The organism is Amycolatopsis sp. VC5-11 (genome assembly GCF_037034185.1).
GTDB classification, from domain to species: domain Bacteria; phylum Actinomycetota; class Actinomycetes; order Mycobacteriales; family Pseudonocardiaceae; genus Amycolatopsis; species Amycolatopsis nivea.
Genome location: NZ_JBAGKF010000008.1, coordinates 77,563 through 90,793, shown reverse-complemented (window position 1 = coordinate 90,793; position 13,231 = coordinate 77,563). Strand labels below are relative to the sequence as shown.

Sequence of the window (13,231 nt, the reverse complement as noted above, 5' to 3'; positions counted from 1 at the left end):
ACCAGTTGAGCACCGCACTCGCCGCTCTCGAGCTGACCAGCGCCCAGCTGGGCATCTGGAACGCGCAGCGGCTGGAACCGGATTCGCCGTACTACGTCGTGGGCGACGTCGTGGAAATCTCCGGCACGCCGGTCGACCTCGCGGCGCTGGCCGAGGCGATCCGAGCGACCGCCGAGGAGGCCGAAAGCCTGCGGCTGCGGGTGCACGACACCCCGGACGGGCCGCGGCAAACCGTGTCCGCTGAGCCGGTGCCGTTGCCGGAAGTCGTTGATCTGCAAGGGGAACCGGATCCGCTCGCCGCGGCGCACGCGCGGGTCGCGGCGGAGCGGCAGCGGGTGGCCGAGGCGTGCCGCGGGATGCTGGACCGGGCGTTGTTCTCGCACGTGATCCTCCGGCTTTCCGACACGGAAGTGTGGTTCACCCAGCTCGGCCACCACCTGGTGTTCGACGGCTACACCGCCGCGATGCTCGCTCGCCGCACGGCTGCCCGGTACACCGCGGCGGTGCGGGGCGAAGAGGCGTCGCCGTCCACGTTCGGCCGGTTCGCGGATCTCGTCGAAGCCGACCGCGAGTACCGGATGAGCGAACGGTTCGCCAAGGACCGCGCGTACTGGTGCGATCGGTTCACGCCGATGCCGGAGCTGGCCGACGACGCGAGCGCGGCCGGGCTGCCGGAAGCGACGTTCACCGCGCGCGCCGAACTCACCGCGGACGAGGTCGCCGGGCTGGGCGAACTGGGGAAGCGCGCGGGGACGACCTGGGGCGACGCGCTGATCGCGTGTTACGCGGCGTTCCTGCACCGGGTGCTCGGGACGGCGGACGTCGTGTTCGCGGTGCCGTTGATGTGCCGGGTCGGCGCGGCGTTGCGGACCCCGGCGATGGCGGTCAACGTGCTGCCGTTGCGGGTGCAGGTGCAGCCGGGCGATCGTCCGGAGGAGCTGACCGCGCGGGTCGCGCAGGCGTTGCGGGAGATGCGCGCGCACCAGCGGTACCGGGGCGAAAATCTGCCGCAGGATCTGGCGGTGCCCGGCGCGGGTGCGCTGCTGCACGGGCGCGGGATCAACCTGAAGGCGTTCGATCTGGAGCTGGCGTTCGGCGAGGCGCGCGGGACGATGCGGAACGTCGCGGGCGGGCCGCCGGAGGACATGGGGCTCAGCGTGCTCCCGACCGCTGGCGGCGGGCTGCTGCTGGGCTTCGAGGTCGACGCGCGTTCGCAGGACCAGGCTGGCGTCGACGCGCAGCTCACCGCGTTGAAGGCGATGATCTCCGCGTTCACCAGTGCGGACGCGCCGGTGGTCGGCGGGGTGGACCTGGTGCCGGACGTCGACGCCTTGCTTGCCGAATGGTCGACTCCCGCGGTTTCCCCGACCGGAGAAGGGTTCCTGGACGGGCTCGGCGGGCAGACCGCGCTGGTCTGCGGGGACGAGCGGCTCACCGGCGACGAGGTGCGGGACCGGGTGCACCGGCTGGCGCGGGCGTTGCGGGCGCGGGGCGTCGGAGCGGACGACGTGGTGGCGCTGGCGTTGCCGCGGTCGGTCGATCTGGTGGTGGCGCTGCTGGCGGTGCTCGACGCGGGGGCGGCGTTCCTGCCGCTGGACCTGGCGCATCCGGCGGAACGGCTGCGCTCGCTGGTCGCCGAGGTGACCCCGAAACTCGCCGTGACGGATTCGGACCTGCTGCCGGACGTGCCGCAGCTTCGGCTGGACGATCCGGCGGTACGGGAGGAAATCGCCGGGTACTCGGCGGTGGGGGAGCAGGTAGACCGGCATCCGGAAAGCCTCGCGTACGTCATCTTCACCTCGGGTTCCACCGGGCAGCCGAAGGGCGTGCTGGTCCGGTCCGGCGGGCTGGAGACGTTGCTGCGGAACCATCGCGCGACCACGGTGGCCGAGACCGCGCAGGGGCGGCGGCTCCGCGTCGCGCACACGTACTCCTTCGCCTTCGACTCGGCGATCGAACAGCTGCTGTGGATGCTGTGCGGGCACGAATTGCACGTCTACGACACGGAAACCGCGCGCGACGTCGATGCGCTGCACGCCGCTTTCGTGCGCGACCAGATCGACGTCATCGACACGACGCCGTCGATGGCGGCTCCGTTGCTCGACGCGGGGTCGCTCGACCCGGCGTTGCTGGTGCTCGGCGGCGAGGCGACGTCACCGGCGTTGTGGCAGCGGGTCGCTTCGTCCGGAATCCGCGCGCGCAACATCTACGGTCCGACTGAGGCCACTGTGGACGGTGCGAGTGCGCCGATCACCGGAGACGAGCCGGTGATCGGGTTCGCGGTGCCCGGGACGCGGGCGTACGTGCTCGATGCCGCGCTGCGGCCGGTGCTGCCGGGCAGCCGCGGCGAGTTGTACCTCGCCGGACCGCATCTGGCGCGTGGTTACCTGGGTCGTCCGGGCGGGACGGCGGAGCGGTTCGTCGCCGATCCGTTCGGGCCGCCCGGGGAACGGATGTACCGCACCGGCGACGTCGTGCGCTGGGTGCCGGGCCGGGGGCTGGAGTATTTGGGGCGGCGCGACGGCCAGGTCAAGATTCGCGGCCACCGCGTGGAATTGGGCGAGGTCGAGGGCGCGCTCGGTGCGGTTCCCGGCGTGCGGGCGGCCGCGGCGGCGGTGCGCGGACCCCGGCTGGTCGGGTATGTCGTGGGCTCAGGGCTGGTTGCGGAGGACGTTCGGGCGACGCTCGCGGAGCGGTTGCCGGAGGCGATGGTTCCGGCCGCGGTCGTGGTGCTGGACGAACTTCCGGTGACCAGCAACGGAAAACTCGACCGGGCCGCGCTGCCCGCGCCTGCGGCGGCCGAGGGCGGACGGGAACCGCGGACCGAACGGGAACGGTTGCTGTGCGCGGCGATCGCCGAGGTGATCGGCGTGGAGCGGGTCGCGGTCGACGACGATTTCTTCGCCCTCGGCGGCGACAGCATCACCGCGATCAGCGTGAGCAGCCGGCTGCGGGCGCACGGGCTGGACCTCCGGCCGCGGGATTTGCTGGCGCGGCGCAGTTTCGCGGCGTTGGCGGCGGCGAGCCGGGATCTGTCCGAACCGGACAGTGAACCGGACGAGCCGATCGGCGAGGTTCCGGCGCCGCCGATCGTGCGGACGTTGTTCGACCTGAATCCGGATCTGGACGCGATTGTCGGCTATGCACAGTGGACAGTGCTCCGCGTGGACGGCCCGGTGCCGGGGCTGCGCGAAGGCGTGCAGGCGATTCTTGACCACCACGACGTGTTGCGGCTTCGCGTCGAACCTGATGGATCGTTGGTGATCCGGCCGCGGGGCGCAGTCTCGGCGTCGGTCAGCGAGGCGACAGGGAGTCCGGCTGAAGTAGCCGAACGGCTGGCGTCCGAATTGGACCCGCGCGCCGGGGAGATGCTGCGCGTCGCGCTGGTCGGGGACCAGTTGGTGATCGTCGTGCACCACCTGGCGATCGACGGGGTTTCGTGGCGCATCTTGCTACCTGATCTGCAGACGGCGTGCGAGGGTGGAGTGCTCGAGCCCGTGCGCAATTCCTGGCGACGACACGTGTTGGCGCTCGCTGAACAAGGGACGAGTGGCGCGCGGCGCGGTGAACTCGACTACTGGCGGTCGACGCGGAAGAGCAAGCTCGACCCGACGCGCGACACCGTTACCACCGCGCATCGTTCGGTCACCGTCGCCACCGAAGAGGAAAGCGCGGCGATTCTCACGACGCTGCCCGCCGCCTACCGTGCGGGTGTCGACGAGGTGCTGCTCGCCGCGCTCGTGCTGACCCTGCGCGGCGACGAAGACGTGCTCACCGTCACGATGGAGGGCCACGGCCGCGAAGGGCTGGACCTCGCCCGGACCGTCGGCTGGTTCACCGCCGAATACCCGGTCCACATTGAGCTGTCCGGTGTGGACACGCTCGACCGGTTGCTGCGCGCGGTCAAGGAAGCGCGGCGCGCGGTGCCGGACGGCGGGATCGGGTTCGGCATCCTGCGGTACCTGGACCCGGGGGCCGGGTCCGCGCCGGAGATGCCGGACGTCCTGCTCAACTACCTCGGCCGGTTCAGTCCGCTGTCCGGCGGCTGGCAGCTGCCGGACGAGGATCCGTTCGCCGTGATCGAGCCGCCCGCCAAGGCGTTGGAGCAGGTCCTGGCGCTGAACTGCTTCGTCCGCGAGGAAGGCGTGCCGCGGATCGCCGTCGAATGGACCGCCGCGAGCCGGGTTTTGCCGCCGGAAGAGGTCGAACGCCTCCAGGAAGCCTGGTCGACCGCGCTGGCCGCGTTGGCGGCGCACGCGCGGGAGAACACCGGCGGGCTCACTCCGTCGGACCTTCCGCTCGTCACGCTCACCCAGCACGATATCGACGCGCTTGAACAGCAGGGCCCGGTCGCCGACGTCCTGCCCGCGACGCCCCTGCAGGCCGGGCTGTCGTTCCACACGCTGACGCGGGGCGGGCCCGACGTCTACACCGTGCAAGCGGTGACCCACCTCGAAGGACGGCTTGCTCCGGAACGGATGCGAGCCGCCGCCGCGGAGCTGCTGCGACGGCATCCGGCGCTGCGCGTCCACCTGCACACGACAGCGGCGGGCGAGGTCGTGCAGGTCGTGCCTGCCGACGTGCACCTGGACTGGCGGCACGTCGAGCACCCGGAGAGCGCCGAGGACGAATGCGCGGCCGAGCTGGCCCGGCCGTTCGACCCGGCGGTACCGCCGCTGATCCGGTTCCTGCTGCTCACCCTCGGCCCGGCCGACCATCGGCTGGTGCTGACGATCCATCACGCGCTGCTCGACGGCTGGTCGATGCCGCTCGTTGGCCGCGCCCTGCTGGCCAATTACGCCGGACTGGACGGCGGACCGGCCGCTCCGGTCGCGCCGCCGCTGGCCGAGTACCACCGGGTGCTGGCCGCCCGCGATCACGACGCGGCGGTCGAGGCTTGGCAGACCGCGTTGGCTGGGTTGGAAGAAGGAACGCGGCTCGCCCCGGCGACCGCGGAGTCCGCTTCGGACCGTCCACAACGGATCTGGGTCGGGCTCGGCGCCGAGTTCAGCGAACGGCTGCGCGGCTTCGCGCGGGAACGCGGCGTGACGCCGACGGCGGTGTTCCAGACCGCGTGGGGCGTGCTGCTGGCGCGGCTCACCGGACGCCAGGACGTGGTGTTCGGCTGTCCGGTGTCCGGCCGTCCGTCCGACGTTCCGGGCGTGGAAGCGATGATCGGCCAGCTCGGCACGACCATCCCGGTGCGCGTGGCGTTCGCCCCGTCGGATCCGGCGTCGGCGGTGCTGACGCGCGTGCAGGACGAGAACGCGCGGCTCACCGACCACCATCACCTCGGGCTGCCGGACATCCAGCGCGCGGCGGGCGTCGGCGATCTGTTCGACACGATGCTGGTCATGGAGAACTTCCCGCTCTCCAGCCGGGAACGCGAACCGCTCGCGCCCGGGCTCGACCTCGCCGGCGTCGACATCACCGACGCGACGCACTATCCGCTGACCGTGATCGTGCTGCCCGGCGACGAGATCTCGATCGGCCTCGGCTACCAGCCGCAGGCCTTCGACGAGCTGACTGTGCAGGCCTACGGCCGCTGGCTGACGACGCTGCTGCACGAGCTCGTGGCCGACCCGCAGCAACCGGTCGCGCGGCTGCGTTCCCTTGACACGGAAGAGGAAGCGGCTCTGCTGCGGCAAGGAACCGGACCTGAGCCGCGGCGGGAAGCCGGTACCTGTCTGGAGGAATTCGCCCGCTGGGTGCGGGAAACTCCGGACGCCGAAGCCGTCGTGTGCCGAGACCGCCGCCTGACTTACGCGGAACTGGACCGGAAGGCGAACCAGCTCGCGCACGCCTTGCGCGCTGCCGGGGTGCGGGAACAGGACCCGGTCGCGGTGCTGCTGGAACGCGACATCGACCTGGTGTTTGCGCTGTTCGGCGTGCTCAAGGCCGGTGCGGTGCACGTGCCGATGGACCCGACGTACCCCGCGGAACGCCTGGCACATCTGGTGAAAGACAGCGCGCCCGCCGCGGTGGTGTCCACTTCGGATCCCGGCTTCGGCATCCCGATGATCGATCCGGGGGTCCTCAATGGACCGTCTACTTGGGACGACGTCGTTCCGTCGCCGGACTCGCTGGCGTATGTGATCTACACGTCCGGCACCACCGGAAAGCCGAAGGGCGTCGCGGTCACCCATCGCGGCATTCCGAGCCTCGTCGCGCTGCAGGAGGACATCGTCGGCATCCGGCACGGCGAGCGGTACCTGCACTTCGCGTCCACGAGTTTCGACGTCTCCTACTGGCAGTTCTTCCTGCCGTTGCTGTCCGGCGGCACCTCGGTGATCGCGCCGGAGGAGGTCCGCGGGTCCGGCGACGATCTGCTCGCCTACGCCGCCGAACACCGCGTGACTGGGCTGAACCTGCTGCCGTCGTTCCTGTCCGCGATGCCGGACGACGCGACGGTGGACCCGGAGGTGTTCTTCGTGGTCGGCGCCGAACGGCTCGACCCGGAGCTAGCGCACCGCTGGGGCGACCGGCGCGCGCTGTTCAACGCCTACGGTCCGACCGAGGTCACCATCAACTCCGTGACCTGGGTGTACTCCGCCGACGATCCGGGTCCGCTGCCGATCGGAAGGCCGGACCCGCAGGTGCGGGCGTATGTGCTGGACGCGGGGCTGCGGCCGGTCGGGGCCGGCGTCACCGGCGAGCTGTACCTCGCCGGGCCGAAGCTCGCCCGCGGCTACGTGAACCGGCCGGGACAGACCGCCGAACGGTTCGTCGCCGACCCGTTCGGCGCGCCCGGCGACCGGATGTACCGCACCGGCGACCTCGTCCGCTGGCGGCCGGACGGGCAACTGGTGTTCCTCGGCCGCGCCGACCACCAGGTCAAACTGCGCGGCTTCCGGATCGAACCGGGCGAGATCGAATCGGCGCTGGCACGGCATCCGGACGTGCGGGCCGCGGTCGTGCTCGTCCGCGAGGACCGGCCGGGGGACCGGCGGCTGGTCGGCTATGTCGTGCCGGTCGACGGCGCGGACCCGGATCCCGCCGCGCTGCGCGAGTACCTGGCTGCCGAACTGCCCGCGCATATGGTGCCGTCGGCGGTGCTCTCGCTGGAACGGCTGCCGCTCGGGCCCAGCGGCAAGCTTGACCGGGCCGCGCTGCCCGCGCCCGGTCCGCGGAATGTCGCCGCGGCGCGGCAACCGGCGACGGAAGCGGAAACCGTGTTGCTGCAGGTAGTTCGGGAGCTGCTCGGCCCGGACGTCACGATCGACGACGGGTTCCTCGACGCCGGCGGCGACAGTATCGCGTCGCTCCGGCTGGTCGCGCGTGCTCGCCGCGAGGGCCTGCACCTGACCGCACGGGACGTCTTCGAGGGCGGCACGATCGCCGGGATCGCGGCGCGGTGCAGCGAGAAAACCGTGGTGGTGTCGCCGGATCTCACACCTGCGGTCGGGGACGCGCCGCTGACGCCCATCATGCGTCAGCTGCTGGAACGCGCTGGCTCGGACGCCGACAGCTTCTGCCAGTGGGTCGAAGTGTGCGTGCCGTCCGGCGGCGACGTGCCGAAGTGGCGGGCGGCGCTCGACGCGGTCCTCGAACGACACGACGTGCTGCGGTCGCACTTGGCCGGCGACGTATTGCGCGTTCCGGAACCATGCACAGTGACCGGGGCGGACGTACTGATGGTCGTCCCGGCGGGCGAGGACGCGGATCTGCGGGCGCTGCTGGACGAGCAGATCGCGGCTGTCCGGTCCGCGATGGATCCGCGAACTGGGCCGATGCTGCGGGCGGTCTGGGTGGACGCCGGTCCGTCGCGGCCGGGACGGCTCGCGCTGGTCGCGCACCATCTCGTGGTGGACGCGGTGTCGTGGCGAATCCTCCTCGACGACCTCGAACAGGCGTATCTCGGCCGCCAGCTCCCGGATCGCGGACCGTCGTTCCTCGGCTGGGCACGCGCGCTCGTCGCGGCCAAACCGGCGCGGCAGGTGGAAAGCCTGCACTGGCAACGGATCGCGGCGACGGCCCGCCCGGTCAGCGGGACTGCGCGGCACCACGAGATCGAGGTGCCGGAAGAGATCACGCAGGCGGTGCTGACGACGTTGCCGAGCGCGTACCGGACGGGTCCGGACGCGGTGCTGCTCACCGCGTTCGCGCGGGCTTACCGTGCCTGGCGCGGTTCGGAGTTGCTGGTCGCGCTGGAGAGCCACGGCCGTCCGGACCACACGCCGGACTTCGCCGGAACCGTCGATCTGTCCCGGACGGTCGGCTGGTTCACCGCGATGTACCCCGCCCGGATCGCGCCGCCTGCCGGCGAGACGGCGATCGCCGCGGTCCGCGACCAGCTCCGGGCCGCGGGCGACGGGCTCGGGTTCGGGATCCTCGGCGGAACCTCGACCGGAGCGGACGTCAGCTGGAACTACCTTGGCCGCTTCGAGGCAGCGCCGCAGGCGGAGACGCCGTGGCAGCGGCCGCCGGACGCCGATCCGCTCGGCTCCGCGGGAGGGCCGCTCGGGCACGCGCTGATGGTGAACGCGATGGTGCGCGACGAGCGGCTGGCGGCGCGGTTCACCTGGCCGTCCTCGGAGTTCAGCGCGGACGAGATCGCGGCGCTGGGAGCGGCGTTCCAGGCGGAACTCGCGGCGCTGGCCGCCGAGGTACCGGCTGGCGAGCTGCTGCCGTTGACGCCGCTGCAGGAGCTGATCCTGCGCGAATCGCGGGCAGCCGACGAGGATCCGTACCCGGTGCAGGCGGCGTTTTCGCTGGCCGGAGCGCTGGACCTGGCCGCGTTGGCGGCCGCGGCGAACGCGCTGGTGCGGCGGCATCCGAACCTGGGCGCGGTCTTCCCGGACGGGCACGAGGTGCAGGTGCTGCCTGCGGAACCGTCGGTCGGCTTCCGGGTGCGCGAGGTGTCCGGGAACGTCGAGCAGCTGCTCGCGGAAGACCTCGCCGAGCGGTTCGACCTCGCTGCGGGGCCGCTGCTGCGGGTCACCGTGCTCCGGCACGGTCCGGACCGGCACGAACTCGTGCTCACCAGCCATCACCTGCTGTCGGACGGCTGGTCGGCGCCGCGGATCCTGGCCGAGTTGTTCGCCGGGTACTCCGGCGAGCCGCTGCCGGAGGCGGTGCCGGTGTCGCGGTACACGCGGTGGCTCGCGGTGCGCGACCACGCGGTCAGCGGGCACGCGTGGCGGACGGAACTGGCTGATCTGCCGTCGCGGAAACTCCTGACCGGGCAGCCCGCGGCGGTCGAGCCGGAACTGTTCACTGTGGACGCTGCGCTCGTCGCTTCGTTGACGCAAGCCGGTGCCCGACACGGGGTCACGGCAGGAACGTTGTTACAGGGCGCTTGGGCTGCAGTGCTCGCGGCTCGGGCCGGGGTCACCGATGTTGCTTTCGGCGCGATGGTTTCCGGTCGGACGTCCGAAGTGGACGGTGTCGAGGAGATCCTCGGGCTGCTCGCCAACACGGTTCCGGTGCGGGTGCGGTTCGCCGGAACCGTGGGGGAGACCCTGGTGGAAACCCAGGCCCGGCAACAGGAACTGCTCGCGCACCAGCACGTCGGACTGGCCGAGCTGGCTGCCTTGACCGGTCAGGACCGGTTGTTCGACAGCCTCGTCGTGTTCGAGAACTACCCGGTGGACCCGGCGAAACTGCGTGAACCGGCTCCCGGGCTGGCGATCACCGGGACCCGGTTCCGCGAGCGCACGCATTACCCGATGACAGTCACCGTGGTCCCCGAACTCGCGGGCGGCTGGTCCGGCATTTTCGGTTACCAGGCAGGGATTCTCTCGGCCGCGGAAGCCAAGTCGCTGGTCGCGGACCTGCTGCGGTTCCTCGGCGAGCTTCCGGCGCGGCTGGACGAGGACGCGGCCGAGTGGCTGCGCTGAACCTGTGGCGGACCGCGTTCGTGCTCGTGCTGGGCACGTTCATGGCGACGCTCGACAGCACGATCGTCTCGGTCGGCGTGGAGACGCTGGCGGAGCGGTTCGACGCGTCCGTCACGGAGGTCCAGTGGGTCACCACGGCGTATCTGCTCGCGGTGGTGACCGCCGTGCCCGCGTCCGGCTGGCTGGCCGCGCGGTTCGGCGGGCGGCGGACCTGGCTGACCGCGGTGGTCGTGTTCGTGGCGGCGTCGCTGTTGTGCGGGATGGCGGGTTCGCTGCCGATGCTGGTCGCGTTCCGGGTGCTGCAAGGGCTGGCAGGCGGGTTGCTGCCGCCGACCGGACAGGCGCTGCTGGCGCGCGCGGCCGGGCCGGAGCGGATCGGGCGGCTGATCAGCGTCGTCGGCGTGGTGCCGTTGCTGTCGCCGGTGCTGGGCCCGCTGGCGAGCGGGGCGATTCTCGACGTCGCGGACTGGCCGTGGCTGTTCTACGTCAACCTGCCGGTCGGCACCGTCGCTGTTCTGCTGGGGCTGCGGTATGTCGCGGCGGACGAGCCGACTGATCCGCGAGAGCCGTTCGATTTCCGTGGCGCCGCTTTGCTTTCCCCGGGGTTGGCCGCCGTGGTGTTCGGGCTGACCGGATTCTCCGACGGATATCCGCAATGGCTTTCCACCACGGCGGTCGTGCTGGGTTTGCTGATGCTGGCTGCGTTCGTCCGGCACGGATTGCGAGTGCGGGCACCATTGCTGGACCCGCGTCTGTTTACGCGGCCGCCATTCGGAGCCGCGGCGCTGGCGCTGGTCGTGCTGGGCGCTTCGGTGTTCGGGACGATGTTCCTGCTGCCGTTGTATCTGCGCCGCGGTGCCGGATTGGGCGCGTGGGACACCGGATTGCTGTTGGTACCACAGGGAATCGGTGCCGCCGCGGGGTCGGTGCTGGTGCATCGCCTGGTGGATCGGCTGGCACCGCGGACGCTCGTGGTGTCCGGAATCGGCTTCGTGGCGCTCGGAACCGCGGCATTCACGCAGCTGGGTCCCGAACTTCCGGATGTCGTGTTGGTCATTTCCTTGTTGCTGCGGGGATTCGGGGCGGCGATGATCAGTGCGCCGGTATTGGCGCTGGTGTATCGCAGCCTGGAGAAAACCCAGCTGCCGAAAGCGGCTGGTGCGTTGAATTTGCTGAACACTCTGGGCGGTTCGGTCGGGACCGCTGTGCTCGCGCTGGTATTGCAGAACCGGCTGGCCGCACGGGGCGCGGATGTCGCGGCGGCCTTCGCGGACACGTTCTGGTGGGTGCTCGGGCTGGTCGTGGTGGCGGTTGCCGGGGCGGCGAGGCTGCCCAAGGAAAGGAGCCGGTAGATGCAGGACACGTTGCCCAGCCCGGTGGAGGTGACGGCAGGGGTCGCGCCGGACGTCGCCCGGCACCGCGAAACGGTCTCGGCGGTGCTGGACCGGCGCGATCCGCGGCTGCTGGTGATCGTGGGTCCGTGCTCGGTGCACGATCCCTCGGCGGCGCTGGAATACGCGGAGCTGCTCGCTGGTATGTCAGCTCGGTACGCCGACGATCTCGTGGTGGTGTTGCGGGCATATCTGGAGAAACCGCGGTCGGTGACCGGGTGGACCGGCTTCCTGCCGGACCCGACGCTGGACGGCAAAGGCGATCTCGCCACCGGGGTCCGATTAGGACGGCAGTTCTTGCTCGACGCGGCCGCGACCGGGTTGCCGCTGGCGTACGAGTTCGTGGATCCGGTGCTGGCGCCGTACGTCGCGGACACGGTGAGCTGGGGCGCGATCGGGGCGCGGACGGTCGCCAGCCAGCCGCACCGGCAGCTGGCGTCGTGGTTGCCGATGCCGATCGGGATGAAGAACTGCGTGTCCGGACGGCTGGGCCCCGCGGCGGACGCGATCCGCGCGGCCGGGGCGGCGCACGCGTTCCCGGGACTCGGCGTCGACGGACGGATGAAAACCTTGCGCAGCACCGGAAACCCGGACGCGCACCTGGTCCTGCGCGGAGGCCCGGCGCCGAACTACGACGCGGCGTCGGTGGCCGAGGCGATGAAGGTGCTCGGGGAGGCGGGCTTGCCGCGAAGAGCGGTGGTCGACGCCTCGCACGGGAACAGCGGGAAGGACCACAACCGGCAGCCCGGCGTGGTGGCCGACGTGGCGGAACAGGTGCGCGACGGGGCGGCGGTGGCCGGGGTGATGATCGAGTCGTATCTGCGGGACGGGGCACAGGATCCGGAACGGGTGCCCGCCGACCCCGCGGTGAGCCGGACGGACGCTTGTCTCGGGTGGGAGCGGACGGTGCCGCTGCTGGAGACGCTGGCTCTGGCCGCCCGCGATCGGGCAGTACGGGTGTGAACGCCGCGGAGGACGGTCCGTGAAGGGCTCCTTGAGGGAATCAGATTCCCCCAAGGAGTCCTTCACGGACCTTTCGCGCGGCCGGGCGGGTCAGGGCAGCAGATTGGCTCGGCGGGCGGCGTTGACGGCCTGGAGGCGGGTCTTCGCGTCCAGCTTCCGCATCGCGTTGCGCAGGTAGCTTTTCACCGTCTCCGGGCCCAAGCCGAGCGCCGCCGCGATGTCCGCGTTCGTCTGCCCCGCCGCGGCCCCTTCGAGGACATCCAATTCGCGCGCCGACAAGGACGGCCCGCGGACTGGGTCGCCGGTCAGGGACTGGCACACCGCGTCGATGCGGGAGCGCAGTTCCGGGTCTGCGATCGCGGCGGCGATCCGGCGAAGCTCCGCGTGGCTTTCCCGGAGCGCTTCCAGCTCGGCCGGTTTCCCGGACGGCGCGGCTTCCGGCTCCGGGGCGAGCAGCTCTAGCCGCCGGCGCACTTCGGCGCGCACCGCCAGCTCCTGCTCCAGGTCACGGGCCACTTCGACCATCGCGGTGACCGACCGGTCGCCGAAGCGGACGTGCTCGCGGACCGCGCCGTAGAGCACCGCCCGGACGGTCCGGTGCACGATCACCGGCACCGCCATCACCGAGCGCACGCCCTCGGCCTTGACCGCCCGGTCGAAGTGGTGGCTGATCGCGTCGCTGGTGTAGTAGTCCGGCAGCACCACCGGTTTCCGCACGCCGATCGCGCGCCCGCCGAGGCCCTTGCCCTCCGCGACGACGAGGCCGAGCAGCGACGTGGTGGTGTTGCCGAGCAGTTCGGTCATCCGCAGCCGCTTGCCGTCCACGACCTCGCCGCCGAACGACAGCGGCACGCCCGCCGCGCTGCGCAGCCGGGCCAGGGCGCGGCGCACTTCGGCGGTGGTCTCGGCGGCACTCGTCACGGCAGGCACCCCACTTCGGCGGCACGGGAGGCTCCGGCAGGAGGTGCGATTCTACCCAGCGGCACCGCCGTTGTCGCCGTCCACGGGTCGAAACGCCTGGTCAGAGCACCGGCGCGC

4 protein-coding genes are annotated in these 13,231 nt (G+C 71.5%); 3 read left to right on the top strand and 1 reads right to left on the bottom strand.

Features of this window, described 5'->3' with window-relative positions; all coding sequences use genetic code 11:
- The first annotated feature begins 5 nt into the window (after positions 1-5).
- From WA670_RS24035 to WA670_RS24025, 3 genes are read left to right on the top strand one after another with little or no spacing between them, the layout of a single operon-like run.
- On the top strand, positions 6-9,839 hold the full coding sequence (locus tag WA670_RS24035; RefSeq protein ID WP_336158929.1) for an amino acid adenylation domain-containing protein: 9,834 nt from the start codon (positions 6-8) through the stop codon (positions 9,837-9,839).
- Between the two features lie 41 nt (positions 9,840-9,880).
- Complete coding sequence (locus WA670_RS24030; protein ID WP_442893127.1) at positions 9,881-11,191, top strand: DHA2 family efflux MFS transporter permease subunit; 1,311 nt, start codon at positions 9,881-9,883, stop codon at positions 11,189-11,191.
- Positions 11,192-12,193: a 3-deoxy-7-phosphoheptulonate synthase gene (locus tag WA670_RS24025; RefSeq protein WP_336158927.1), complete on the top strand. Its 1,002-nt coding sequence runs from the start codon at positions 11,192-11,194 to the stop codon at positions 12,191-12,193.
- Between the two features lie 90 nt (positions 12,194-12,283).
- On the opposite strand, the gene WA670_RS24020 is transcribed toward WA670_RS24025, so the two are convergent.
- A complete protein-coding gene (locus WA670_RS24020) occupies positions 12,284-13,114 on the bottom strand; it encodes a LuxR C-terminal-related transcriptional regulator (protein WP_336158926.1) in 831 nt (276 codons plus the stop codon).
- Between the last annotated feature and the right edge of the window lie 117 nt (positions 13,115-13,231).